The following is a 26,242-nucleotide window of genomic DNA, read 5'->3' as shown; positions in this document are numbered from 1 at the left end:
AGCCGGACCCACACCAGGGGCCTGCATCTGCCGATTCCTGTGGATCGCAGCCGCGATGGCTCCTGCCGCCGGCGCGAGATGGCTCCTCCGGCCGATGCTCGCTTGCATCCGCGCGCGGAAACTCCCCCGCCTCGAAACTCCTCGTGCGGGACGTAAGGAAATGAAGCGATTCGTGAAGTGGTTGGGCGTGGCCATCGGCTCGCTGGCAACCCTGGCGCTGTGCGCCGCGGCCTACCTGTTCATTGCGTCCCAGCGCGTCGTGGCGCGGACGTATGAAGTCCCGCTGTCGACCTTCAACGCACCGAGCGATCGCGAATCCGTGCGCAAGGGCGAACGTCTCGCGGCCATCTACGGTTGCACCAACTGCCACGGCGCGGAGCTGCAGGGCACGGACATGTTCGACAAGCCCGGTATCGTGCACATCACGGCGCCGAACCTCACTCATGTGATCAAGAACTACACCGATGCCGAGTTCGAGCGACTCATGCGCCACGGCATCAAGAGCGACGGCACCAGCACCTGGATCATGCCTTCGTCGATGTTCAACCATCTGAGCGACGAAGATCTCGGCGCGATCACCGCCTACGTGCGCAGCTTTCCGGAGACGGACGGCGTGGAACCGCTGACGAACATTCGTACGATGGGCCGCGTCGGCATCCTGATGGGCAAGTTTCCTCCGCAGGCCGACCGGATTGCATCGCTGCCGAAGGTGCCCGCGCCCGATCCCGCTGATCCGCTGTCGGTGGGCCGGTACCTGGTGATGAGCGCGTGCACGGAATGCCATGGCGCGCGGCTCGAAGGCTGGCCGCTCATCAGCGCACCGAATCTCGCCATCGCCGCCGCCTATTCCGATGAGAACTTCGAGCGGCTCATGCGCGACGGCAAGGGCCTGGGCGATCGCGATCTCGGCCTGATGTCGCACGTGGCCAAGGCGCGCTTCGCGCACTTCACGGACGAGGAGATTCTCGCCGTTCGCTCTTACCTGGACACATTCGCCAAGCAGGGCGGCGACACGCTGCCCTGAACCGGCCGCTCGCCGCGAATTCCACGTCCCGGCCGCGCTTCTTCGGCCGGCATTGACACGCCGTTCACCGGTTTCGGCTTACGGCCAGCCCGGACGCAGACTAGAATCCGGCGCTGTCAACGCTGGCCATTCACAAAGAAGCAACATGTCATTCGACCAGAACGCGCTCGACAGCCTGCGCATCGATCGCAACACCGAGCCGGAAACGGCATCCGGCAAGTCCTACAAAGGGTTCCTCATCGTCGTTCTCGTGATCGCCGTGGCCGCGGCTGCGTGGGCACTGCTGAGAAACGACGCTATTCAGGTTCAGACAGCGACCGCCGTTGCCGCGACAACCGGCACGGGCAGCGGTCCTGCCGTGCTGAACGCATCGGGCTACGTGGTCGCCCGCCGTCAGGCGACAGTGTCCTCCAAAGTCACCGGCAAAGTGTCGGAAGTGATGATCGAGGAAGGCATGGAGGTGAAAGATAACCAGCTCATCGCCCGCCTCGACGACAGCACGGCACGTCAGACGTATGCGCTGAGCAAGAGCCAGCTCGAGTCCGCCCGCACACGACTGCGCGAGGTGGAAGTGCGGCTCGCGGAAGCCGAACGCACGCTGCGCCGCACTGAAAAACTCCGCGCAGACAAGCTCGTCAGCGAATCGGCACTCGATGCTTCGCAGTCCGAAGTCGCTGCAACCCGCGCGCGACTCGAAGCCCTGCGCAGCGAAGTCGAGGTAGCTGAAGGGACCGTTCGCGTTCGTGCCCAGGATCTCGAAGACCTGCTCGTGCGCGCACCGTTCGACGGCGTCGTCGTATCCAAGGACGCGCAGCCCGGCGAAATGGTGTCGCCGATCTCCGCGGGCGGCGGCTTCACCCGCACAGGTATCGCGACGATCGTCGACATGACCTCGCGCGAGATCGAAGTCGATGTCAACGAGTCATTCATCAACCGCGTGCGCGAAAACCAGCGGACCGAAGCGGTGCTCGATGCGTATCCCGACTGGATCATTCCGAGCCACGTGATCAACATCGTGCCGACGGCCGACCGGCAGAAGGCAACGGTTCGCGTCCGGATCGGCTTCGACCAGCTCGAGCCGCGCATCCTCCCGGACATGGGCGTGAAGGTGAGCTTCCTCGAAGATCGCGGCGGCCCGGAACAGAACGCCGCGCCTCGCGCGATCGTGAAGCTGCCTGCGAATGCCATCGTGCGCGAAGGCGAAACCACATTCGTATGGCGCATCCGCGACGAGAAGGTCGAGCGCGTCGCCGTGCGCACTGGCGGAGAGCGCGATGGCCAGGTCGAAGTCCTCTCGGGCATCAATGCGGGAGAGACGGTTGCGGTCGCGCCGGCGGAGGGATTGAAGGAAGGGGACAGTGTGGAGGCGGCAGCGGCGGGTGGATAGTTCGTCGCTCCCGCGAAAGCGGGAGTGCATTCCGAAGAACCAGGATGGATTCGGCATGCGCGGGAATGACGAAGTGGTTTTCGCCGCCAGCCTGTCGGGATCCGCATCCTCACCCCGTCTTCATTCAAGAGAATTCAAACGTCCATGACACGGGATGTCATGGTTGAGAGCTGACAATGACGTCGACGGTCAACATTCGAGCAGCGGGGTGGAATCGTGGCTGAAGAATCTCTGGTCCGCATTCGCGGGCTCGCCAAGGACTACAAGCGGGGCGCGGAGACAGTGCACGTCCTGCACGCACTCGATCTCGATATTCCCAAGGGCGACTTCCTCGCGCTGATGGGACCGTCCGGTTCCGGCAAATCGACGCTGCTCAATCTCATCGGCGGCCTCGACCGGCCGACGTCCGGCACGCTCGAGATCGCCGGCCAGCGCACCGATACGCTGAGCGATGCGCAACTCGGCCGGTGGCGCGCGAACCATGTGGGCTTCGTGTTCCAGATGTACAACCTGCTGCCCGTGCTTTCGGCGCAGCGCAACGTCGAACTGCCGCTGCTGCTCACGAAGCTGTCCGCCGCCGAGCGACGCAAACGCGCAGGCGCTGCATTGAGCCTCGTCGGCCTCGCCGAACGTGCCGGTCACAAGCCGCGCGAACTGTCGGGTGGCCAGGAACAGCGTGTCGGCATTGCCCGCGCGATCGTGTCCGACCCCACGATCCTGCTGTGCGACGAACCGACCGGCGATCTCGATCGCAAGTCCGGCGATGAAATCCTCGATCTCCTGCAGGCGCTGAATCAGCAGCAGGGCAAGACCATCATCATGGTGACGCACGATCCTCACGCGGCGGCGCGTGCAAAGCGCACACTGCATCTCGAGAAGGGACAGCTCATCAGAGAAGCGGCCTGAAGCCAGTTGACGGTCAACTCATATGAAATTTCTCCACCTCCTGTGGGCGAACCTGCAACGCAAGCGCCTGCGAACCTGGCTGACGCTGGCGTCGATCGTGGTGGCCTTCCTGCTCTTCGGCATCCTCCAGACCATGCGGGCCGCGCTGACCGGCGGCGCCGATCTCGCGGGCGTCGATCGACTGGTCACCATCCACAAGGTCTCGCTGATCCAGTCGCTGCCGCAGAGTTATCTGAATCGGGTGCGCGGTGTCGAAGGCGTGCGCGTCGCGATGTCGCACGACTGGTTCGGCGGTGTCTACCAGGAAGACCGCAACCAGGTCGTCGCCATGACGGCGGACCCGAACCTCTTCTTCGAGGTGTACCCCGAGTACCCGCTGCCGGAGGAGCAGCGCGCCGCGTGGCGTGCTGATCGTACGGGCGCCATCGTCGGCAAAATCATCGCCGAGCGGTTCGGCTGGAAGCTCGGCGACACGATCCCGCTGCGCTCCAACATCTACACCAAGGCCGATGGCGGCAATGTCTGGGATCTCAAGATCGTCGGCATCTTCGATGCGACGAACGGCGACAACAACAGCGTCTATTTCCAGTACGACTATCTGAACGAGTCGCGCGCATTCGGCCGCGACCAGATCGGCTGGATCGTCATGCGCATCAACGACACGAACCGGTCCGCTGAGATCGCACGCACGGTCGATGCGCTCTTCGCGAATTCTTCCACGGAGACGAAGACATCCACCGAGAAAGCCTTCGTGCAGGGCTTCGCCAATCAGATGGGCAACATCGGCGCGATCGTGACCGCGGTCGCCTCCGCGGTGTTCTTCACCATGCTGCTCGTGATCGCCAACACGATGGGTCAATCGGTTCGCGAACGGACGAACGAGCTCGCCGTGATGAAGACACTGGGCTTCTCCAGCTTCCAGGTGACGGCAATGGTCCTGGCCGAAGCGCTGCTGATCACGTTGCTGGGTGCGGTCATCGGACTCGCTATCGCTGCGCTGGCCGCCACCGGGCTCGCCAAGGCGATGCAGCAGTTCTTCCCGACGCTGGGCATGCCGTCGGATACCTATGTCATCGGTGCGCTGGTCGCAGTCGGGCTCGGCACGCTCGCCGGCGCCCTGCCCTGCGCGCAAGCCTGGCAACTCAAGATCGTCGATGCACTGAGGAAGGCATAAATGTCTGGCGTCGCCTCACAAATCGCGGCCGTGACCGCGCTCAACCTGAGCAATCTGCGCGAACGTCTGACTTCGTCCGTCGTCGCGCTGGTCGGCATCGCGGGCGTCGTGACCGTACTGATCGGGGTGCTCTCCATCGGCGAAGGCTTCCGCGCCGTGCTCGACCAATCCGGCGCCGCGGACGTTGCCATCGTCCTGCGCGGCGGCGCGACCGACGAGATGGGCAGCAATCTTTCGCTCGAACAGAGCCGGCTGATCGCCGACGCTCCCAATGTCGCTCGCGACGCGGACGGCGCCATCGCGGCTCCTGAACTGTACGTCGTCGTCGACGTGCCGCTTCAGGCCACGGGCACCGGCGCGAATGTGCCGCTGCGTGGCGCGTCGCCCAATTCGAGCAAACTGCGGCAGGATTTCCGCATCGTCGAAGGCACCATGTTCACGCCCGGCAAATTCGAGGTGATCGTCGGACGCGGCGCCGTCAAACAGTTCGCGGGTCTCACCGTCGGCAGCAAGCTGCGCTGGGGCACGACCGAATGGACGGTCACGGGCGTTTTCGCGGATCGCGGCAGCGTCGCCGAATCGGAGATCTGGACTGACGTCGCGGCACTTCAGGGCGCGTACAACCGCGGCGCTTCGTACCAGTCCATGCGCGTCAAGCTGACGAGCGCGGACGCACTGCAAGGGTTCAAGGACGCGCTCACTTCAGACCCGCGATTGAATCTCAAGGTCTTCACGGAAAAGCAGTTCTACGAGGACCAGTCACGAACGTTGACGGCTCTGGTTCGCACGCTCGGTACCGCAATCGCAGTCCTGATGGGCCTGGGCGCCGTCTTCGCCGCTTTGAATACGATGTACTCGGCAGTCGCATCGCGTACGCGCGAGATCGCGACACTGCGCGCGCTCGGGTTCGGATCGGGTCCTGTCGTGGTGTCCGTACTGGTCGAGTCGCTGTTCCTTGGCCTCATCGGCGGCGTCGCTGGCATGCTGATCTCGTACTTCTCGTTCAACGGCATGCAGGCGTCGACCATGAACTTCGCGACGTTCAGTCAGATCACGTTCGCGTTCACAGTGACGCCGGCGCTGCTGATCCAGGCGCTGATCTATGCACTCGCGCTCGGCCTCATCGGCGGATTGCTTCCCAGCCTGCGGGCAGCAAAGCTGCCGATCACGACCGGACTCAGAGAGCTCTGACGCTCCGGGCTCGCCCATGCCCGAACTTCCCGACATCACCGTCTATCTGGAAGCGCTGCAGGCGCGCATCGTCGGGCAGACACTGAAGCGCGCCGTTCTCAAGAACCCGTTCCTGCTGAGATCGGTCGATCCTCCGCTCTCTGCGTGCGAAGGCCGCAAGGTGGTGGCGCTGCGCCGGCTCGGCAAGCGCATCGCGATCGGGCTCGAAGGTGACCTGTGGCTCGTGATCCACCTCATGATCGCTGGCCGGCTGCATTGGTATGCGAGCGATCATCGCGGCAAGATGCGGGCGCCCTTGCTGCTGCTCGAATTCGGGAATGGCTCGCTCACGCTGACGGAAGCAGGTACGAAGCGTCGTGCGGCGTTACATGTCGTTACAGGCGAAGCTGCGTTGGCGACTCACGATCGCGGCGGGCTGGAAGTGCTGGAAGCGACACTCGCCCAGTTTCGCGAGCGCCTCGCGCGCGTAAATCACACGCTGAAGCGGGCTCTCACGGACCCGACGATCCTGAGCGGCATCGGTAACGCGTACTCGGATGAAATCCTGCATCGCGCCCGGCTGTCGCCGATGGCGCAGACGCGGCAGCTCGACGACGCGCAGTGGCAAACCCTGTTCGAGGCGACGCGCGAGACGTTACGGCATTGGACCGACGCACTGCGCGGCGAAGCGGGCAGCGCATTCCCGGAGCGTGTCACTGCATTCCACGACTCCATGGCCGTGCACGGACGTTACGGCAAGCCCTGCCCCGTGTGCGGCACCGCGGTCCAGCGTATTCGTTACGCCGACAATGAAACCAACTATTGCCCGCGCTGCCAGACAGGCGGCAAGCTGCTCGCCGATCGGGCGCTGTCGCGGCTGCTGAAAGACGATTGGCCGCGCACCATCGAAGCGCTGGAGAACCAGAAACGCAACGACCTTCCGTGACGCTCATGCAACCGGATCTTCATTGCAGTTATCGACCCGCACCGCCGCTCGACCGCTTCGTCGAGCGCCTGTGGTACTGGGAAGGCACGCCGCCTTCGCATGCCAAGGATCGCCTGATGCCGACCGGCGGCGCGAGCCTCGTGATCAATCTCGCGGAAGACGAGATCCGCAGTTACAGCGGGCCTGACGACAGCATCGTCGCCGTCCATCCCGGCGCGGTGATCGTCGGTGCCTGCTCCCGTTACACGGTGATCGACACGCGCGAGCAGCGTGCGGTCCTGGGCGTGACCTTCCTGCCTGGCGGCATGATGCCCTTCTTCGATCCTGCGGCGGACGAGCTCAGCAACACTCACTCGGGACTGTGCGATGTGTGGGGCACTCATGGATCGACGCTGCGCGAGCGCGTGCTCGCAGCTGCAACGCCGCACTCGCGCCTGAAAGTGGTCGAAGCAGAGTTGTTGCGCAGGGCACTGAGACCTTTGCAGCGACGTGCCGACATCGACTTCGTGATCGCACAACTGACTCATCGCCCGGATCGCTCGATTGCGTCCGTGAGCAAACGCGCGGGACTCAGCGGCCGGCGAATTACCCGGCTGTTCGCAATCGAGACCGGCCTCACGCCGAAACTGTACGCCCGGGTGAAACGGTTCGAGCGTGCGTTGCAGTTTTTCAGCACCGACGCGGACTGGAGCGACCTCGCGGCGCGGTGCGGCTACTTCGATCAATCGCACCTGATCCGCGATTGCCGGGAGATTTCCGGTTACACGCCTGAGCAATTGCAGGCACGGCGGACGGGTGGAACGAACCATGTGGCGGTGGGGTGAGGATCTCGTCACTCCCGTGAAAGCGGGAGTCCATCCGGATGGATTCCCGCCTTCGCGGGAATGACAGGGACCTTCTCGCGATTTCGCATTTTTCCAATCCCACACACCGCCTGGTGTTCTAGCCTGCCGGCATCGTCCCCGCACCCGGAGAATCGCCATGTCACTCGCCGCATCGACAGTCGCCACCGTTACGCCGTGCCTGACCTACCGGAATGCGCCGGCCGCGATCGAATGGCTCTGCAAGAACTTCGGTTTCGAGAAGCACGCCGTCTATCCGGACAACGAGGGCGGCATCGCGCATTGCGAGCTCAAGTTCGGGAACGGGATGATCATGCTCGGCAGCGTGCGCGACTCCGCTTACGGCCGCTTGCTGAGACAGCCTGATGAGATCGAAGGGCGAGTGACACAGAGCATCTGTGTCGTCACGAACGATCCCGACGAGATTCACCGCCGCGCAACTGCAGCCGGCGCGCGCATCCTCATCGCGATCAAAGACGAGGACTACGGTGGGCGCAGCTTCACGTGCGCCGATCTCGAAGGTCACGTGTGGACCTTCGGCAGCTACGATCCGTGGAAGGCGGTTTGAGAACGATCACGGCTCGCTGCCGACTTCAGGCATTCCCTGAGCGCGGCGGTGGACGCAATTCATCGGATGATCAATATTGATCGTCAATGGAGCGCGGTATCGTCGAACCTGCACATCGCGAGTGCATGTACACAGTCGTTCTGCGTCAGAAACCTCGAAAACACGCCACTTGGCGCGCCTCACGCGGCTGGCACACCTCGTGCATTACTAAGACCAACACCCTCCGGGGTGGTTTCTCCGGTGATGCTTTAAACATGCTTACGACGGTGGTTGACTATCCCCCTGAGCCATCTCGGATGCAGGGCGTGCGTAACACCACGAATGTTACGCACGCTTCTTTTTAAACCCACCCGCCCCGCACTCGACTAACAAGCGATACGCCTCTCGCAGGAGGACGGAATCGTGACGGGCGGCCACGCAAGTGGCCGCTGATTTTCCAGACAGCGGCGAGCAGCGAGCGATGAGCAATGAGCCAGAACCGAAAGGTGTTTCTGGCTCACAGCTCATTGCGCTTCCAGCCACCTCGGTACCATCGTCCAGAGCGTCTGCTCGAACTGCGGCCTGAAGAAACCGAAGTGACCGATGCGACGGACGCCGATGTCGCGAGGCGCGATGCGTCGATACTCGATGGGTGCATGACTGTAGAGACGGTGAAGCGAACGGACGCTTTGCTCCGACATCATCTCGTCGTCGGTGAAGGAAACGCAGACCATCGGCATCTCGACCGACGAGTAACTTGCCCTGACGTTCTCGCCCTCGACGCCGACGACGTACTCGCGATCGAGGCACCACCGTCGCCATTGCTCGATCACGCCGCGCGGCAGATCGCCGACTTTGCGCAACCGCTTGCCTGGAAAGTAGCCGACCAGTCGAGTTGCGACGGGCACGGCGACGTACCACATCCACCACACGAATCTGCGCGTGGGCCAACTGTTCTCGAGCCAGTAGCCGTTGCCGGTTGCGACTGTCATGACGCGCTCGATCCGTGCGCGGTTCGCGAGAAGACCCAGCAACTGTCCACCCAGGCTGTGCCCAACCCAGAAGAGCGGCAGCTCGGGCCAGCGCTGTTTCGCGAATTCGATGACAGCATCGCAATCGCGGGCCCAGTCGAAGATCGTCGCCTCGAATCCACGCAGACTGGATGGCGCCGAACGGCCAATCCCCCGGTAATCGAACGTGATCGCGCAATAGCCCTGTGTCGAAAGCCACTCCGCGAAACGGCCGTAGTAGCTCTGCGCGACACCCATGGCCGACGGAATGACCACTGTTCCCCTGGGCGGCGATGTCGATGACGACTCGAATACGCGCACGACGCAGCGCGCACCCTCTCCGACAGCAAGCGTGTGTTCCGTGGAAGGCATGATCGACACCTGATGATCGGGACCTGGCAAGTGGAGCAGGAAATGTAGGCGCACCGCGTCGGGGACAGCAACTGACGAAAGTACGGCCCACGTGACGGGCAAGTCGCTCCTGGCGCATCATGCGCGTCATTCGTCTCTCTTCGAAAAACTACACACCATGAATGTGACGACCGCCATCGAGACCCGCATGAGTTGCCGCGCGTTCCTCGATACACCGATCCCGCGCGAAACCGTTGTGCAGATCCTGGAAACAGCGAAACGCGCGCCCTCTGGAGGCAACCTGCAACCGTGGCTGGTGCACGTTCTGACGGGCGAGCCGCTGCGAGAATTCGCCGGAATCATCCAGCGCAAGCTGCCGACGCAGCCGATGGGCGAAGGCAGCGAGTACGACGTGTACCCGCCGAACCTCCACGAACCCTATCGCTCGCGTCGATTCAAGTGCGGCGAGGATATGTACGCGACGATCGGTATCGCGCGGGACAACAAGATGCAGCGGTTGATGCAGTTCGCCCGCAACTATGAATTCTTCGGCGCGCCCGTCGCCTTGTTCTTCTCGGTCGATCGCCGCATGGGTCAGGACCAATGGGCGGACGTCGGGATGTTCATGCAGAACATCATGCTGCTCGCGCGAGAACAGGGATTGCACACATGTGCCCAGGAAGCCTGGGCGGTGTGGCACAAATCAGTGGCCGAGTACCTGACGCTGCCGGCCGACCACATGCTCTTCTGCGGCATGGCGCTCGGCTATCGCGATGAGAGCGCGCCGATCAATTCATTGCGAACCGATCGGGCGCCTCTGGAGGAGTTCGCGACGTTGCGGGGATTTTGAAGAGCAAGACTTTCCACGGGGCTCACGGGGAAACACGGGGTCAGAGAGTTTTTTTCCTACCCCGTGCGCCCCGTGTACCCCGTGGAGTTCTTCATCCGGTTTCTTCAGAACCGGAAGCCCACGGCCAGACCGTAGGTCATCGGTTCCAGTGCGAACACATTCGTGAACAGACCGGACGACGCGTCGGTCACGTACATGCCCGTGATGTTGTCGTCATCCATGGCATTGTTGACGTAGGCGCGCACGTACCATGAATCGTCTGCGGAACTCAGATCGATCTGGGCGTTCAGCACATCCCAGGATTCGATCTGATCGATCGGACGATTGAAGATCCGTGCATAGAAATCGTCGCGCCAGTAGTAGTCCACCCGCGGCGTCAGGCTCATGCCGTTGCCGAAGTTGAAGCTGTACTGGAGGCCGATCTTCGCGGACCACTCCGGCGAGTAGGGCAACTGATTGCCATCGAGATCCTGCGCGACACCGTCCTGGAAGAACGGAGCGCAGGCAGGCACCAGCGCACCCAGGCCGAACGGTCCGCCGAGCTGTGCCGGCAACAAGCATCCCGCACCGCGTGCCGTCGGAATCAATGCCGTCGGAATCACGTAGTTCGCCGCCGTCGACACGTCCTTCACGACCGTGAAATTCGGATCGCCGTTGCTCGGATCGCGCGGGTTGATGCTCGAGAAGTCGTTGATGCTCGTGTTGAGATACGAGACGTTCAGGTCGAACTGCAGATCTTCGACCGGCTGGAAGACGAACTCGCCTTCGAAACCGTAGATCGTTGCATCGACGTTCTCGTTCACCGACGTGCGCGCCACGATCTTCGAGACCTGCAGTCCCTGGTAGTCGTAGTAGAACGCACCGAAGTTCGCCTGGACGCGTCCGTTGGCGAAGAGATTCTTCGAACCGATCTCGAACGAATCCACGAACTCGGGCTCGTACACTTCCGGCGTTCCGGTGAAGGCCGGGTTGGTGCGATCGAGCGGCGGGTTGAAACCGCCTGCCTTGTAGCCGCGCGAGTAGAAGGCATAGATCGTCGAGTCGTCGAACCAGCCTGGCTTCCAGTCGAAGCCGAAGCGGCCGGTGAACTCTTCGAACGTGGTTTCGTCTTCGCGGAAGGGCGGCAACGGCTCACCGATGTCGACGCTCAGTAGCAGCTGCCGGTCACGGATTTCCTTGTCGTCCTTCGTGTAGCGCAGACCAGCGGTCCAGCGCCACGACTCGGTCATGTCCCAGTACAGCTCGCCGAACACTGCCGTCGATTTCAGGCCGGCAAGCGGTGTTGCGTTGTTGTAGATCGGTGGCTGCGAACCGAGGAAGCCGGCTGCGTAGTCGAGTTCCGTCGTCGCGATGCTGTAGTTCGTGTCGTCGTCGGCTTCAAAGTAGAACACGCCGAGCTGGAAGTTGAGCGGGCCATCGAACTCGGACGCGATCCGGAATTCCTGCGACCACTGATCCGCCTTCTGATCCGACTGGTCATAGCCCGTCGACGCCGTGAAGCGGCCGATGGTATTGCCGCCGAGCGAGCCGGAGAGATCATTGAGGTCGATCTGGCTCAGCGGAATGCTGCCGCCGAACAGGATCGGCATGCCGCCACCGTCGTAGTTCCGGGTGCCTGCAACCCAGTTGTAGTCGGCGCGGCTGACCAGCGTCGTTTCCTGGTAGCCAGTGACCGAGGTCAGCGTGAGCGAACCGAAGTCATGGAAGAACTCCAGCGTCGCGATCGTCTCATCTGCCTCGTAAGTCGGATCGAATTCGGCACTGACCTTGCGATAGTCATCGGGCACGACAGCGCCCGCGTTCATGTCGGTTCCCGGAGCGATCAGCGCCACTGCTCCCGCGCCTGCCACGATGGGCAGCAATTCACCGAGGGTTCCGCCGAGCGTGCCACGGAGATTGCCCGCCTCGAACGCGAGCCGATCCGGCAAGCAACCATAAGCACCGGTCGGATCGCGATGGCACAACTGCTTGCCCGCGCGCATGCGCGACGAGTCTTCCTTGTAGTGATTCACCGTGAGGTTGATGTCGGTATCGTCGGAAGGCTTGATGCGGAAGCCCGCGCGCGCCGCCCATTGATCGCGACCGTCGATGTCGTTGCCGGTGAAGATGTTGTCCGTGTATCCGTCGCGCTGGTAATAGAGGCCGGCGAGGCGCAGGGACATGATCTCGCCCATCGGCACGTTCAGCGCGCCCTTGCCTTTGATTTCGCCGTAGTTGCCGGCGCCGACTTCAAAGTCGCCGCCGAAGTCGCCGATCTGCGGCCGCTTCGGCAGCACGTTGACGGCGCCGCCGGTGGCGTTGCGTCCGTACAGCGTGCCTTGCGGACCACGCAGCACTTCGACGCGTTCGATGTCGAAGTATTCCGTCTCGAACAGACGCGGGCTCTTGATCGGCACGGAATTGAAGTGCGTTTCGACGCCTGAGTCGGAACTGCCGCCGACCGAGGACACACCGATACCGCGAATCTGGAAGTTCGATCCCGTGAAGTTCGTCTTGGTGTACGAAACGTTGGGAATGTTCAGCTGCAGATCCGTCGCCTGGTCGATCTGCTTTCTCTGCAGCGCTTCGGCATTGAATGCGGAAACGGCGATGGGCACATCGATCAGATTCTCTTCCTTCTTCTGAGCCGTCACGATCACGATGTCGATCAGCTCGGTTCTCTTCGGTGGTTCCTGCGCTTGGGCTTGTGTGACTGCCAGTGTGGAAGCGACAGCGAGCGCCAGAACGCGCGCACGCCGCGACTTGATGACCCCCAGATTCATTCGCGTACTCCTTCTTCTGATTTGCTTGCGGAGACGAATCAATCAGCTCATCCAGCACGCACTCGTGTCGGGCGGCTGACACGCGGGTGACCAGGCGCCCCGCGATAGCACGAGTATGTCACTTTGGATGCGCAGTCCAAACATTTGACGTGTAGTCCAATGGATGTATGCAGCGTCGGTTGAGGTCTCAACCGGCTGCAATCCGCATCAATCCAGATGCGTGCAACTCACGAACGCGGGCAGGACGCCCGGGGACAGGTCAATAGGTGAGGCTTTCTGTCGGACAATCCGATCAGAAATCGGCAAAACCGGCTTCGAGGATTTCCGCTTCTGCAGCGCAGCCGATCTCGCGCACCGAATTCGGCTGAGGGAAGAACTGGTCTTCGAGATCTTTGCCACCGGCGGCACGCCAGCGCACTTTCACGGCGATGGTCTTGAAGGTATGGGTATTGGTGAGCCAGAGGCGATTGTTCTGACCGTCGCAGGCGCCCTCGAACTTGAGCGCCACGAAAGCGGCGGGCGCCTCGTCAGCCGCGCGGGACGACGGCGCGCCCAATGCAGCCCAGGCCACTGCAATGGCTGTGATCAAGACCGTTCTGGTCAAGGTCATCGTCTCCCCCCTGCCCCACAAAGTGCGCGGTTTCATCGACGGCTGCCCGAACTTCTTGAAGGGACGAGTCAACCGTATGGCGGAAATATAGTCTGTCCGGCGCATTCGCGCATCGCCGGACCCGGTTTTGCCGCTGAAAAGTTCGACTCAACGCACGATTTGGTCCGCGGGCGCCGCTTGTATGCGGTGCAAATTCACGAATCCGCCGGTTGGGCCCTCCGGAACCCCCACACCCCCTTCGCGTTAGATCCATAGCACGCCGCTCATGTCCGCGTAGGAGGACCCCGCCATGGCCTTCACCCTGAAACCCCTCCCCTTTGCCAAGGATTCGCTGGGTCCGACGATGTCCGCGCAGACCCTCGAACATCACCATGGCAAGCATCACGCGGCGTACGTGAAGAAGCTGAACGAACTGATCGCGGGCACGCAGCACGAGAACAAGGATCTCGAATCGATCATCCGGGCCACCGCGGGCGCCGAAGGCAGGGACAAGAAGATCTTCAACAACGCGGCCCAGACCTGGAATCACGATTTCTTCTGGGACTCGCTGGCAGCCAACGGCGGAGGCACGCCGCCCGAGCCGGTGCTGAAGCGCATCGAAGCATCGTTCTCCTCGCTCGAGAACTTCCGCGACAAGTTCGTGGACGCTGCCGTGAATCAGTTCGGCAGCGGCTGGGCCTGGCTGGTCGTCAGCGATGGGAGACTCGACATCGTTACGACGCACGACGCCGACAATCCGCTGACGTCAGGCAGCCATGCGCTCTGGACCTGCGATGTGTGGGAACACGCGTACTACCTCGACTATCAGCAGGAACGCGCGAAGTTCGCCAAGGCCGTGGTCGAGAACCTCGCGAACTGGCAGTTCGTGAGCAAGCGCCTCGTGGAGAGCGACAAATAAGCGCTGTAAGCGTCGAGAGAACCCGCACGGGTTCACCTCAACTTCACGTATCTGCGTACGTATAACTGTGACTGCCTCCGGGCACGCGCGCGCAGCACCATGCTGCCATCCGTGGCCGAAAGCTCCGGTGCCTACATGCATAAGCACGATACACGCACGGAAGCGGCGCTCTACTGGTCGGCAGTCAGCCTGATCGTCTGCGAAGGCCTGCCGATCGACAAGGCGGCCGAGCAACTCGGGGTCGCTGGCGCCGAGCTCCGGGAAATCCTGCATCGTCGCCAGACGCTGCGATTGTTCGACGACATCGCCTATCCGGGCCGGGCCTCCGCGACCGTCGTGCCTTTCGTCAGGCACTGAACCCGAAACCCAAGAGGTTTCACACGGAGTCCACGGAGCCCCGGAAAGGCAGGACATGCACGCAGGGTCCTTCCGTCTGAACTCCGTGATCTCCGTGACCTCCGTGTGAAACTCCTGCTCTGCCCAATTGCGAGTCATTCTCGATTGCGAATAGAATTCGTCGCGCCAGACGCCGACGATGAGTCATCCGCGCTCTGACGCAAAGACGAGCTGCGCGCGTCCTCAGCCATCGCCCGGACCCGCAACTTCAAAACGATCACCCGTCAGCCCCGGATGTGACATGTCCTATTCGATCCGAAGTGCCTCGGTCGCCCTGCTCGCGCTCATATATATGTGCGCCGGCTGCTCGCGCACGCCACCCGATGATCCGCGTCGTCCGGTGCTCGAGAACTACGCCAGCATCGTTCACGCAACGTACGAAGACACGCTTGCAGCAACGCGCGCACTCGATACTGCCGTCGATCAACTACTCGCGAATCCGAGCGAAGAAGCACTCGCTGCTGCGCGTGAGCGCTGGCGCGAGGCACGCGTTCCCTACAGCCACTCCGAGGCCTTCCGCTTCTACGGCGGACCGGTCGATGCGGAAGGCGGCCCCGAGCCGCAGATGAACGGATGGCCGCTCGATGAGAATCACATCGACGCCGTTCAGACCGACACGTACAACGCAGCACCCGGCCTCAACATCATCGGCGATGCGAAGGCGTTCCCGGAGATCACGCCTGAGCTCGTCGCCGCACAGAACGAAGCCGGGGGCGAGAAGAACATCGCCAGCGGCTGGCATGCGATCGAGTTCCTGTTGTGGGGACAGGATCGCAACGATCCGCCGACCAGCGCGGGGCAGCGTTCGTATACGGACTTCGTCGCCAAGGGCGACCCGGCGACGGATGCTGCTGCGCGCCGCGGCCAATATTTGAAGGCGACGACCACGCTACTGATCAGCGACCTCGAAAAACTCGTCGCAGCCTGGAGCCCGCAGCCGGGCGCTACGCCGAACTATCGCGCCAAGTTCGTTGCGGGCGACGTCTACACAGGATTGAAGCGGATGCTCACCGGCATTGCAGCGCTTGCCGAGATCGAGATGGCGGGCGAGCGCATGAACGTTCCGCTGCTCTCGGGCGACCAGGAAGAAGAACAATCATGCTTCAGCGACACGACCGCCGCCGATCTGCGCAACAACGGCGCCGGCATCGAGATCGTCTACACGGGAAGCTACAAGCGTCCCAATGGCGAAACCGTCAGTGGCCCGAGTCTCGCCGACTTCGTGAAGAAGGCAGACGCACGCGTCGCGGATGAAATGACCGAACGACTCGACCGCACCCGCGAAGCCCTCGCCGCCATCAAGGATCCTTTCGATCGTGAAATCCAGCCTGACAACAAGGAAGGACAGCAGCGCGTGCAGGCAGCGATCGATTCGCTGCGCGCTGAAGCTCTTTCCATAGGCCGTGCAGCCCAGTCGTTGCAGGTGTTCTTGTCTGACCTCGAAGGGCTTGGCGATTGATGAAGGAGAAGCGGTTGGCGGTTAGCGGTTGGCGGTTGGCGGGAGCGAGAGTCTGGCCGCACCTGGGTGTCTGCTGGTCTGTACTCCTGCTATCGATTGCTGGCTGCGGGCGCAACGACGAGACAACACAGTTGCTACAGGCGACGTCCGGAGGCGCGACGACGGTGCAGAACGCTACTCACAAGGCGTACGCGCAACCAGCGGCGAATCTCGACGTTCAGCGCCGCGCGAAGTTCTTCATCGGCAATGCGTTCTTCAATAGTCCCTGGGTCGTCGCGCCGGCTTCGGCGGGCGCACGCGATGGACTCGGGCCGCTGTTCAATGCGCGCAGCTGCGATGCCTGCCACAACAACGATGGCCGTGGCCGGCCGCCGGAACGCGACGGCGAGCGCCTCGTCTCGCTCGTGATTCAGTTCGCAACACCTGTCCCCGGCGATAACAATGAGCCGGGCAGCGATCCGCGTTACGGCGGGAATCTGAATCCGTTCGCCATCGGAGGCGTCGACGCCGAAGGCACGGTGCGCATCACGCATCGCGAAATACAGGGACAGTTCGGCGACGGTGAGTCCTACACGCTCCTCGCGCCGGAGTACACGTTCGAAGAGCTTGCGTACGGCGAACTTGCTCACGACAACCAGTTCTCGCCCCGTGTTGCGCCGAGCGCCTTCGGCATGGGCCTGCTCGAAGCGATTCCCGAGAGTACGATCCTGGAACGCGCCGACCTGGAAGACTCGAACGGCGACGGAATCTCCGGAAAGCCGAATCGCGTCTGGGATCATCGGCTGAAGAAACTCGTCATCGGCCGGCTCGGCTGGAAGCTGAATCAGCCCGACATCGCCCATCAGACAGCAGGTGCGTTCTCTTCGGAGATCGGGATGAGCACTTCGCTGCGTCCTGACCAGATCTGCACCAGCGTGCAGACGGCCTGCCTCGCCGCCCCGACGGGCGGCTCGCCGGAAATCAGTGACGAAATCTTCCAGCACATCGTCGACTATCAGCAGATGCTGGCCGTGCCGGCACGCCGTCATCTCGATGCACCGGAAGTGAAGCGCGGCGCGCGTCTGTTCCTCGATGCCGGTTGCGAGTCCTGTCATCGCGCTGCGTTCACGACGGGCGACCAGCCCGAGAGGCCGTGGTTGAGTCGCCAGACCCTCCATCCCTTCACCGATCTGCTGCTCCATGACATGGGACCGGGTCTCGCTGACGGTCGCGCTGACTTCGATGCGAGCGGCAGCGAATGGCGAACCGCGCCGCTCTGGGGCATCGGTCTGCAGAAGATCGTGAACGGCCACACCCGCCTGCTGCATGACGGTCGCGCGCGCGATGTCAGCGAAGCCATCCTCTGGCACGGAGGTGAAGCCGAGAAGGCGAAAGAGGCCTACCGCACGTTGTCGAAATCGGATCGCGCGGCGCTGCTCGCCTTCATCGATTCACTGTGACTGACATGACGACCCGACGCCGCTTTCTCATCGGAACCACGATCGCCCTCGGTGGCGTTGCGGCAGGCGTCGCGTTCAAGCTGCGGGATCGGTCCCCACACGGAACGCTGCTCTCGGCGTTCGAGGACGCACGCGGCGATCAGTACGTCGGTGGAGTGTCGCTCGATGACTTGCGCGTCTTCGGCGCAAAGGTGCCGGCGCGCGCTCACGGCTGTGCAATCGATCCTCACGATCCTGATCGAGTGCTTTTCTTTGCGCGGCGGCCGGGAACGGTCGCGTTCGAGCTGCGACGCGATTCGATGCAGGTCCGGACGATCTTCGAGACCCCTGAAGGTCGGCACCTTGCGGGACATGGTCTCTTCTCCCGCGACGGCTCGCTGCTCTATACGCCGGAGCACGACTACGCGCGCGAGCGCGGTGTCGTCGCCGTTCGCGATTCGCGTGACTTTCGCATCATCGATGAGATCGACACACGCGGCATCGATCCACACGAGATCGCATGGCTTCCCGATGGTCGATCGATGCTCGTCGCGAACGGCGGAATCATGACTCACCCGCGCACGTTCCGTCGCAAACTCAACATTCCGACGATGGACCCGTCGCTGTGCGTGATCGACAGCCGCGATGGCACTTGCGCCGAGCAATGGCGCCTGCCCGATCATCTGCTGAGCATTAGGCACCTGGCCGTTGGCCAGGACGGCGTCACCGCGGTGGGCTTGCAGTACGAAGGCGAGCCTGCGAACGCACCGGGCATCGTTGCCGCGTATCGTCCCGGCGCCGGTCTTCATCTCCTGCCGCCCCCTGTCGATGAGCGCAGACACTTTCGCGCTTACGTCGCGAGTGTCACGATCAGCGAACGTGAAGGACTGATCGCCGCCGCCTGTCCCTACGACAACGGCGTCGCCTGCTGGAGCGCTTCACCGGATCATCGCTACGCAGGGTTCGTCCCCGCGGGTGAAAGCTACGGGGTGTCGCGACTTGCCGACGGGACGATCATCGCGTCGCAACGCGACGGCCAGGCCTTCGAGATCGACAAAACGCCACTGCGTTCACACTTTCTGCACGTGAACGATGAAAGACCCATTCGCTGGGACGATCATTGGGTGGCGGTATAGCGGAGCCTGCAAACGTCGTTCTGGCTCCCGGTACATATGGGAGACAGAGCATCGTGACGAGGCTTTCGAACATTCGCTGGTGGCCGACACTGACCCTGCTCGCGGCGGGCATGGCCTCGGCGCAGACGCCTTCTTATTCCCCCGAACCGAAGCCGAACGTCATCGAGGATCGCTTCCGCGTCGAAGTGAACCTGCTCGGCGCCAGCATCGACACGAAGCTGCGTGTCGACCAGTCGCTCACGCTGCCGGGCACACTGCTCGATGCCGAAGACGATCTGGGTCTCGACGATTCCGATCTGATGCCGCAAGCCGAGATCACACTGCTGCCGGGCAAGCATCACCTGCTGCGCCTGAGCGGCTTCTCGACGCGACGCTCCGCCTCGAAGATCCTCGAGGAAGAAATCTTCTGGGACGATGAAGTCTACGAGCCCGGTGAGCGCGTCGATAGCCAGATGGACCTGACGATGTTCGGTCTCACGTATGGTTACCGCTTCATCGTTCGCGACCGCGCCGAGCTGGCCGCCACGTTCGGCATTCAGGTCGCGAGCGTGGACGTGAACGCAGTCGTTCGCAGCCGCGTCATCCGGGAAGCGGAGAACGGCGTTGCGCCGTTGCCGATGATCGGCATCGAAGGCCGTTACGATTTCACGCCGCACTGGTCGACTGAGGTGCGCGTTCAGTACCTGACGGCGGATGTGGAAGAGGTCGACGGCTCCATTCTGGATGCACGGCTCGCCGTCACGTGGCGCATGAACCCGTACCTGGTGTTCGGGCTCGGCTACCGCACGTTCTCGATCGATATCGATTCCCGCGACGAGAACGACCCGGGCCTCGTCAAGCTCGATATGGACGGCCCGCTGCTCTTCGCCCGCGCGAGCCTCTGATCGCTCTGATCGTTTCGATCAGACGGGTCAGCTCTCCGCCATCCGCATCGGCGACCCGTCCGAAGCCTGCATCGGCTGCTGCAGCGCGAACTGGCGCGCTGCGAACGCGATCCAGGTCGGAGTCAATCTTTCATCCTCGCGCACTGCGATACCCCGATCGCGCGGCTTGCGCAGCGTCTGCGAAGGAGCCTCGCCGTACAGCGCCCGATAGTTACGGGCGAACAGGCTGAAGTCCCACACGCCGAATCGTGCCGCGATCTTGGTCACTGTATCGGCGACCGGATCCCCGCGCAGCAAGGCACTGCGAATCTCACGCAGTTGCCGCACCTTCAGCAGGCGCATCGGCCCGACGCCGAAATACTCCTGGAAGATATTCCGCAGCGTCCGTTCGCTGACCTGGGTCGCGTTGCAGAGATCGTCGATGAACAGCGGTTGTCCTTCGCTCGCGTCGATCAGTTCGAGGCAATGAGCGATCACCCGGGTACGCGACACCTGCGGCCGGCCGATATGACGGTCGTTCGCGCGATTGCTCGCCTGCAACACATTCGTCACCGCATGCATCATCTCGTCTTCCACGGCAGCCTGCGCCGCAGGGTCGACGATTTTGACCGCCTGGTCGTCGCTCCAGATCCTCAGGATCAGCGAGCGCACGTTGTCCAGCAGCGATTTGTCCGTCTGTGTTCGCGCACCGCCCGGCGTCGGGCTGTCGAGGAACGCCTCGCGTTTCGCGAGCTTGTCCTGTTGCACGGCCACCGCGGCCCAGCGGCTCAGCGACCGGCTCGAACACGTGAACGGCTGATTCTGGATGATCAGGTTGAACGTGTTGTCGGCGAGCGGCTGCCCGTCGGAGCGCAACGCCGCCGGATCGGTCATGGGTATGCCGAGCGTGACCGTTCCTGGTGTTCCGTCGCCTGCGAATGTTGTCGCGCCGCCGACCTGCAGGTACTGCAGGTGATGGCCGCGCAGCGCCATCTTGTCGATCCACCATTCGCCGTTCGAACGTGCCGTAGGTACAAACCGTCCTGCAAGCCCATCGATGGCATCGGCGAACTCATCGAAATCCGCGTATGCGTGCCTTCCCATAAGCGCTATTCCCTTTGGGGCCAGGTCGCGCACACTACAGACAGTTTGTACGTATGACGATACGCATTTGTTGCCGAATCATCACAGATGCGCTCGCAACCGCGCGACTAGATTGAGCACTGCACAAGAATCATAAAAACACTTGTGTTTGTGATCGTGTGAGCGGGACGCCATTGCGGGTACACATGCATCATCGAGAGGCATTCTCTGCGCCGACTGCAGCGTTGTTCGTTGCAATCGCGGTCGTGCCCACTGCACACGCGCATGCGTCGCTCGTCGATCGCTTTCTCTCCAGCGATGGCGCGCTGCTCACCGGCATCGTCGGACTGCTCATCGTGCAGACTGCATTGATCGTCGTGCTGATGGTGCAGAACCACCGGCAGCGACAAGCCCAGGACGACACGAAGCGACAGCAGTCCGAAGTCGCGCACGCAGCGAGACTCGTGCTGGTGGGCGAGATCACCGCTTCGATCGCGCATGAAGTGAACCAACCGCTGAGCGCAATCCTGAGCAATGCCGACGCGGCGGAGATTCTGCTCAGTGCAACACCGCCGCCGCTCGACGAAATTCGACAGATCCTGGACGACATCCGCCGCGACGACCTGCGCGCGCACGAGATCGTCAGGAACCTTCGCAAGCTGCTGACGAAGCGCGAAGTGCAGATGGAGTCTGTCGATCTGAACGAGATTGCCCGGACCGCGCTGTTGCTCATCAAGGCGGATGCGGCGCGACGCGGTATCGCGGTGACGACGAAGCTCGACGGCGATCTGCCTCACGTGCAGGGCGATCCGGTGCATCTGCAGCAAGTACTGCTCAATCTCATCGTCAACGCGATGGACTCGATGAGCGAAGTTCCCGCGGACGATCGACGCCTCGAGATCGCAACCCGCCGGCGCGACACCCGCTCGATCGAAGTCTCAGTGATCGACAGCGGGGCCGGCGTGAAAGCGAGCGAGCTGTCCCGGCTGTTCGACTCTTTCTATACGACGAAGCCGCAGGGCATGGGGCTGGGACTGTCGATTGCGCGGGCGATCGTGCAGACACACGGCGGCAACATCTGGGCACAGAGCAACGGCGCACGCGGTGCAGCATTCACGTTCACGATTCCGATGGCCGCTTAGACAGGCTTCGATCGAAGGAAGGCATCATGACCATGGCGATGACGACAATGGAACGGGGATTCAAGGTTCACGTCGTCGATGACGACGACAGCTTCCGGACCGGACTGACACGCGTCCTGAACGCTTCCGGACTTCATGCCATCGGCTATCGCTGCGCAGGCGAGTTCCTGCTGTCGGATGCAGCCAGCTCTCCGGGTTGTGTCGTTCTCGACGTGAGCATGCCGGGCCCAAGCGGTATCGAACTCATGGATGCGCTGAGCCTGAGGGAATCCGCACCGCCCGTGATCTTCGTTACCGGCTGCACGGACGTGCAGACCAGCGTCCATGCAATGAAATCGGGCGCTGTCGACTTCCTCACCAAACCGGTGCGGACCGACACATTGCTGGACCGCGTCAAACGCGCGATCGACCTCGATCGGGAACGCCGCAACGCACGACAGGAAGTCCGTGAACTGCGCGAACGCTACGAGAGCCTGACCTCGCGGGAACAGTCGGTCTTCCTCGGCGTCATCGCCGGCGCCTTGAACAAGCAGCTCGCCGTCGAACTCGACACGTGCGAACGCACGATCAAGACGCATCGGGCACGGATGATGACCAAGCTGCGGGCCGCGTCACTCGCCGACCTGGTCCGCATCGCGAGGGTCCTGGGGATCGCCCCGGCGGAGACACTCATCGCGGATGAGGTGGCGTGACACGCCCTGACGGGCAACCGGATACTCCCCATTTACTGATACAGCCTCGGGTCTCTCCCTGTCACGCTTGCAACCCACGGCAATGCCGCCGTGCGTTCGATCTTCATAGGAAAGCGGGCGTTTCTTGGCGGAGATGCGATGGCCGACCGGGGCAGAATCGTGATCGTCGAAGACGACCCGGGTTTGAATCAGGCCGTGCTGCGACTCTTGCAGGCGGCGGGATTCGAAGCGGTGGGATTCGACACGGCGACAGCCGCGCTTGCGGATCAATCCGCGCGGAAGACGGCCTGTCTCGTCGTGGATGTGCACCTGGCCGACATGACGGGCTACGAATTCCTCCATCGCCTGTCGCTCGCCGGACCACTGCCTCCGGTGATCATCGTCACCGCGCACGACAACGCATCGAGCCGTCGGCAGGCCCAATCGATCGGCGCGGCGGAGTACCTCACGAAGCCCTTCCCGGGCAGGCTTCTCGTCGATGCGGTGAAGCGCATCGTCACGGAATCCAGCGCGAAGTCGTGAGGGCGGCGCTCTTCAACCCAGCACATCGTAGAGCCGCACGATCCAGCTGAGCTGGTAGACGATCGCGGCAACGGCGAAGACCGCGTGAAAGGTGGCATTGCGCGTGGCCATCGCAGCGATGCTCAGCACGATGAACCCCATGTTCCGGATCGGATACTCGGGCCCGAGGCGCTCGACATACTCCTTCCCCTTGAGCCACGTATCCGGAAAGTCGACGACGAACACTAGCGCAAGCACGCCGAAGATCCACACGCGGCGCGAGTAGAAATAATCGCGATAGCTCGAGTAGTCGGTGAGATGCTCGGGGAAGACCAGCGCCGCCAGCAGATACAGCAGCAGCGAATAGAGCACGAGAAAGAAATAGATACCGAAGGTCCAGTGCGTCTGGGTCGAGAACCACAGCTCCCACCACCAGAAGTGCACCAGGTACATGAACATGAAGAACACCCAGAGCAGATGCACCCAGTAGAGCGCGCGGTCGCCCGGATGTTCGATCACGCGGGCCACGCCTCGCAGCAAGTGCGCGAGGGCCAGGCCGATCACCATGCCCATGACCATGCGGACATGAAAAAAGAGCGTATGCGGATCGCCCAGTTCGTTCGCCATCACAGACCCTCGTCGAGGTTGCCCAAGACTGGCCAAGCGCGGCGAGATGTTCAAGGGGCACGCCCACGTACCCATCAGCCCGCAGTTGCCGGGCAGCGCGAGCACAGGTAGCGTCGAGTCCATGCCCAACGAGTCCATTCTCAGCATCGAACTCGTGGCTCTGTTGCTGCTGCTCCTCGTGATCGGGCTCTCCGCGCTCGCACGACGTCTGCGCATTCCGTATCCGATACTGCTGGTCCTGGGCGGCCTGGTGCTCGGTTTCTTCCCGCTCGTTCCGCCGGTCGTGCTCGATCCGGATCTCGTGTTCCTGGTCCTGCTGCCACCGCTGCTGTTCGCCGCCGCCTATGCGACTTCATGGGCGCGGATGCGGGCCAACATGCTGAGCATCTGCCTGCTGGCATTCGGGCTCGTGGGACTGACGGTTATCGGCGGTGCCGCGATAGGCCACCTGATCCTGCCCGGCTTCGACTGGCGGATGGGTCTCGTACTGGGCGCCGTTGTCTCGACGACAGATGCGCTCGCGGCAACATCGATCGCGAGAAGGCTCAGGCTGCCGAAGCGCGCCGTTGACATCATCGAAGGCGAAAGCCTGATCAACGATGCGACCGGACTGCTCGCGCTGAACATCGCGCTCGGGCTCATCGTGTCCGGACAGATGCCTGGTGTTTTCGAGGCCAGCTGGAAGCTCGTGTACCTCGTCGGAGCCGCAATCCTGATCGGCATCGTGCTGGGCCGCGTCCTGCATCTGCTCCTGCGCCGGATCGATGAACCGTCGATCGCAATCTCGCTCAGCATCGCGGCACCCTATCTCGCCTACCTTGCCGCCGAGAACCTGCAGGCTTCCGGCGTCCTCGCCACGGTGACGTGCGGCGTCTATCTCGGCAATCGCGACAGCGCTCACTTCAACGCAACCGCGCGGATCACGCACACAGCGGTGTGGGAGACGCTCGCTTTCATCTTAAACGGCGTCGCCTTCGTGCTCATCGGCCTGCAACTGCCATGGATCCTGGATTCGATCGCGCAGGCGGATCGCGAACGCCTGTGGTTCGTCGCCGCATTGTTCGCAGTCGCGCTGATCGTCCTGCGCATCGTCTGGGTCTATCCCGGCGCGTGGCTCGTTTATGTCATTCAGCGCCACGCCCTGCGGCAACCCGAGACGCTGCCGTCATGGCGCAGCACGCTCGTGATCGGCTGGTCGGGCATGCGGGGAGTCGTTGCGCTCGCTGCGGCGATTGCGTTGCCGCACACGCTCGACAACGGCGAACCCTTCCCCGGTCGCAACATCATCATCGTGATGACGTTCACAGTCATTCTCGTCACGCTCGTCGGACAGGGACTCACGCTGCCCCCGCTGATTCGCGCGCTGGGGCTGTCGTCGAGATCACGAGAGTGATGGCCCGGCATTGCACAACGTTCGCCGGCCGGGCGGAGCACGTATCCACCAATGCAGACAGGGGAGGTTTCATGCCCGCGTTCGTCAGATTCCTGATTCTGGCCCTGCTCCTCGCATCGACCGGTGCCGGCGCTTCCGAGCGCGGTCCGCTCAACGACCGCTTCACCATCGACCTCGGCTACTACTTCATGCAGTCGGACACGCAGGTCCGCGCCGACAGCATCAGCGGCGTCAACGTCCAGCCGATCCTCGGTGATCCGATCAAGATCGAAGAGCTGTTCAACATGAGCGACGACGACGTGTTCCGGCTCGAAGGCGCGTGGCGATTCTTTCCCCGCCACAAGCTTCGACTCATGTATTTCGACAGCGACCGCTCCTCCACTGCGACCGCCTCGACCGAGCTCAGTTTCGGCGACGTGGTCTTTCCCATCGGCGTGGAGATCGACGCGCGGCTGCAGTGGCAGATCATCGAGCTCGCGTACGAGTACGATTTCCTCAAGCGCGAAACGTACGAGCTCGGCGCATCGTTCGGTATTCACAACGTGGGATTCAAGACGGAACTGACGGGCAGCGTGTTCATCCCCGGAACGACGCTGACCGAGACGACAACGGAAGACGTAAGGGCCGATGCACCGCTGCCGGTGATCGGGCTGCGCGGCCACTGGAACTTCGCCGGCGACTTCTACCTGCAGGGACACGCGCAGTACTTTCAGCTCAAGTACGAAGGCTATGACGGCAGCATCCAGGACTACCAGTTCGGTGTTCTGTGGCAGTTCTCGCGGCACATCGGCGTCGGCGTCTCCTACAACCTCTTTCAGACCGACGTGGACATCGACGACGGCGACGATTTCCAGGGCAAGCTCGACTGGACGTACGAAGGCGGCCAGGTCTACCTCAGAGCGACATTCTGAAAGTGACGCAGGCTCTGCGTCATCCCCGCGAAAGCGGGGATCCATGCCTCCTCTGCCGCCCCCGCTTGCTACATAAGGGGGCATGGCGACCGCCCCTAAAAGCAGGTACTTCAGAACGGCCGGATATTGCATACTCGGCCACAG

25 protein-coding genes are annotated in these 26,242 nt (G+C 62.7%); 20 read left to right on the top strand and 5 right to left on the bottom strand.

The window, feature by feature from the left end; genetic code table 11:
• The first annotated feature begins 160 nt into the window (after nucleotides 1-160).
• From HNQ60_RS20645 to HNQ60_RS20610, 8 genes are all read left to right on the top strand, one after another.
• Nucleotides 161-1,024, top strand: a complete 864-nt coding sequence (locus HNQ60_RS20645) for a c-type cytochrome (RefSeq protein WP_184334678.1) — start codon at nucleotides 161-163, stop codon at nucleotides 1,022-1,024.
• Between the two features lie 145 nt (nucleotides 1,025-1,169).
• On the top strand, nucleotides 1,170-2,411 hold the full coding sequence (locus tag HNQ60_RS20640) for an efflux RND transporter periplasmic adaptor subunit (protein WP_184334677.1): 1,242 nt from the start codon (nucleotides 1,170-1,172) through the stop codon (nucleotides 2,409-2,411).
• A 216-nt stretch (nucleotides 2,412-2,627) separates the two neighbouring features.
• Nucleotides 2,628-3,317: an ABC transporter ATP-binding protein gene (locus HNQ60_RS20635; RefSeq protein WP_184334676.1), complete on the top strand. Its 690-nt coding sequence runs from the start codon at nucleotides 2,628-2,630 to the stop codon at nucleotides 3,315-3,317.
• 22 nt (nucleotides 3,318-3,339) lie between these two features.
• Nucleotides 3,340-4,491, top strand: coding sequence for an ABC transporter permease (locus HNQ60_RS20630; protein WP_184334675.1), 1,152 nt, complete (start codon nucleotides 3,340-3,342; stop codon nucleotides 4,489-4,491).
• Complete coding sequence (locus HNQ60_RS20625; protein ID WP_184334674.1) at nucleotides 4,492-5,682, top strand: ABC transporter permease; 1,191 nt, start codon at nucleotides 4,492-4,494, stop codon at nucleotides 5,680-5,682.
• Between the two features lie 16 nt (nucleotides 5,683-5,698).
• Nucleotides 5,699-6,607 (top strand): Fpg/Nei family DNA glycosylase, encoded by a 909-nt coding sequence (locus HNQ60_RS20620; protein ID WP_184334673.1) that lies wholly within the window; start codon nucleotides 5,699-5,701, stop codon nucleotides 6,605-6,607.
• A gap of 5 nt (nucleotides 6,608-6,612) precedes the next feature.
• Complete coding sequence (locus HNQ60_RS20615) at nucleotides 6,613-7,431, top strand: helix-turn-helix domain-containing protein (RefSeq protein WP_184334672.1); 819 nt, start codon at nucleotides 6,613-6,615, stop codon at nucleotides 7,429-7,431.
• Between the two features lie 157 nt (nucleotides 7,432-7,588).
• Nucleotides 7,589-8,017 carry a VOC family protein gene (locus HNQ60_RS20610; protein WP_184334671.1) on the top strand — a complete coding sequence of 143 codons (429 nt, stop codon included), beginning with the start codon at nucleotides 7,589-7,591 and terminating at the stop codon, nucleotides 8,015-8,017.
• 503 nt (nucleotides 8,018-8,520) lie between these two features.
• On the opposite strand, the gene HNQ60_RS20605 is transcribed toward HNQ60_RS20610, so the two are convergent.
• Nucleotides 8,521-9,378, bottom strand: coding sequence for an alpha/beta hydrolase family protein (locus HNQ60_RS20605; protein WP_184334670.1), 858 nt, complete (start codon nucleotides 9,376-9,378; stop codon nucleotides 8,521-8,523).
• Nucleotides 9,379-9,535: 157 nt separating this feature from the next.
• Between HNQ60_RS20605 and HNQ60_RS20600 the strand changes: the two genes are divergently transcribed.
• Nucleotides 9,536-10,207 carry a nitroreductase gene (locus tag HNQ60_RS20600; RefSeq protein ID WP_184334669.1) on the top strand — a complete coding sequence of 224 codons (672 nt, stop codon included), beginning with the start codon at nucleotides 9,536-9,538 and terminating at the stop codon, nucleotides 10,205-10,207.
• Between the two features lie 104 nt (nucleotides 10,208-10,311).
• Here HNQ60_RS20600 and HNQ60_RS20595 read toward each other — a convergent pair whose 3' ends face one another.
• The gene (locus tag HNQ60_RS20595) at nucleotides 10,312-12,969 is read right to left on the bottom strand and encodes a TonB-dependent receptor (RefSeq protein WP_184334668.1); all 2,658 of its coding nucleotides are present in this window, start codon (nucleotides 12,967-12,969) and stop codon (nucleotides 10,312-10,314) included.
• 292 nt (nucleotides 12,970-13,261) lie between these two features.
• Nucleotides 13,262-13,615 (bottom strand): hypothetical protein, encoded by a 354-nt coding sequence (locus tag HNQ60_RS20590; RefSeq protein ID WP_184334667.1) that lies wholly within the window; start codon nucleotides 13,613-13,615, stop codon nucleotides 13,262-13,264.
• A gap of 253 nt (nucleotides 13,616-13,868) precedes the next feature.
• On the opposite strand from HNQ60_RS20590, the gene HNQ60_RS20585 reads away from it, so the two are divergent.
• The 6 genes from HNQ60_RS20585 (at nucleotide 13,869) to HNQ60_RS20560 (ending at nucleotide 19,770) form a co-directional block, all read left to right on the top strand.
• Nucleotides 13,869-14,477 carry a superoxide dismutase gene (locus tag HNQ60_RS20585; protein WP_184334666.1) on the top strand — a complete coding sequence of 203 codons (609 nt, stop codon included), beginning with the start codon at nucleotides 13,869-13,871 and terminating at the stop codon, nucleotides 14,475-14,477.
• 135 nt (nucleotides 14,478-14,612) lie between these two features.
• A complete protein-coding gene (locus tag HNQ60_RS20580) occupies nucleotides 14,613-14,834 on the top strand; it encodes a hypothetical protein (RefSeq protein WP_184334665.1) in 222 nt (73 codons plus the stop codon).
• 280 nt (nucleotides 14,835-15,114) lie between these two features.
• Complete coding sequence (locus HNQ60_RS20575; protein ID WP_184334664.1) at nucleotides 15,115-16,332, top strand: imelysin family protein; 1,218 nt, start codon at nucleotides 15,115-15,117, stop codon at nucleotides 16,330-16,332.
• On the top strand, nucleotides 16,332-17,771 hold the full coding sequence (locus HNQ60_RS20570; protein WP_184334663.1) for a di-heme oxidoreductase family protein: 1,440 nt from the start codon (nucleotides 16,332-16,334) through the stop codon (nucleotides 17,769-17,771). Before HNQ60_RS20575 ends, HNQ60_RS20570 begins: the two co-directional genes overlap by 1 nt.
• Nucleotides 17,772-17,776: 5 nt before the next feature.
• Complete coding sequence (locus tag HNQ60_RS20565; protein WP_184334662.1) at nucleotides 17,777-18,886, top strand: DUF1513 domain-containing protein; 1,110 nt, start codon at nucleotides 17,777-17,779, stop codon at nucleotides 18,884-18,886.
• A gap of 53 nt (nucleotides 18,887-18,939) precedes the next feature.
• On the top strand, nucleotides 18,940-19,770 hold the full coding sequence (locus tag HNQ60_RS20560; RefSeq protein WP_184334661.1) for a porin family protein: 831 nt from the start codon (nucleotides 18,940-18,942) through the stop codon (nucleotides 19,768-19,770).
• A gap of 27 nt (nucleotides 19,771-19,797) precedes the next feature.
• Here the strand turns inward: HNQ60_RS20560 and HNQ60_RS20555 are convergent, their stop codons facing one another.
• On the bottom strand, nucleotides 19,798-20,853 hold the full coding sequence (locus HNQ60_RS20555; RefSeq protein WP_184334660.1) for an AraC family transcriptional regulator: 1,056 nt from the start codon (nucleotides 20,851-20,853) through the stop codon (nucleotides 19,798-19,800).
• 185 nt (nucleotides 20,854-21,038) lie between these two features.
• On the opposite strand from HNQ60_RS20555, the gene HNQ60_RS20550 reads away from it, so the two are divergent.
• From HNQ60_RS20550 to HNQ60_RS20540, 3 genes are all read left to right on the top strand, one after another.
• Nucleotides 21,039-21,974 (top strand): sensor histidine kinase, encoded by a 936-nt coding sequence (locus HNQ60_RS20550; RefSeq protein WP_184334659.1) that lies wholly within the window; start codon nucleotides 21,039-21,041, stop codon nucleotides 21,972-21,974.
• A gap of 26 nt (nucleotides 21,975-22,000) precedes the next feature.
• Nucleotides 22,001-22,666, top strand: coding sequence for a response regulator transcription factor (locus tag HNQ60_RS20545; RefSeq protein ID WP_221304340.1), 666 nt, complete (start codon nucleotides 22,001-22,003; stop codon nucleotides 22,664-22,666).
• A gap of 138 nt (nucleotides 22,667-22,804) precedes the next feature.
• Complete coding sequence (locus tag HNQ60_RS20540) at nucleotides 22,805-23,188, top strand: response regulator (protein ID WP_184334658.1); 384 nt, start codon at nucleotides 22,805-22,807, stop codon at nucleotides 23,186-23,188.
• Between the two features lie 12 nt (nucleotides 23,189-23,200).
• Here HNQ60_RS20540 and HNQ60_RS20535 read toward each other — a convergent pair whose 3' ends face one another.
• Nucleotides 23,201-23,794, bottom strand: coding sequence for a hypothetical protein (locus tag HNQ60_RS20535; protein ID WP_184334657.1), 594 nt, complete (start codon nucleotides 23,792-23,794; stop codon nucleotides 23,201-23,203).
• A 121-nt stretch (nucleotides 23,795-23,915) separates the two neighbouring features.
• Between HNQ60_RS20535 and HNQ60_RS20530 the strand changes: the two genes are divergently transcribed.
• Nucleotides 23,916-25,187, top strand: coding sequence for a Na+/H+ antiporter (locus HNQ60_RS20530; protein ID WP_184334656.1), 1,272 nt, complete (start codon nucleotides 23,916-23,918; stop codon nucleotides 25,185-25,187).
• Nucleotides 25,188-25,258: 71 nt separating this feature from the next.
• Nucleotides 25,259-26,098: a hypothetical protein gene (locus HNQ60_RS20525; RefSeq protein ID WP_184334655.1), complete on the top strand. Its 840-nt coding sequence runs from the start codon at nucleotides 25,259-25,261 to the stop codon at nucleotides 26,096-26,098.
• Nucleotides 26,099-26,242 lie beyond the last annotated feature (144 nt).

The sequence above is a fragment of the Povalibacter uvarum genome, assembly GCF_014202975.1.
GTDB lineage: Bacteria > Pseudomonadota > Gammaproteobacteria > Steroidobacterales > Steroidobacteraceae > Steroidobacter > Steroidobacter uvarum.
Note: the sequence above shows the minus strand (reverse complement) of the source record. Positions and strands in the feature narration are given on the sequence as shown.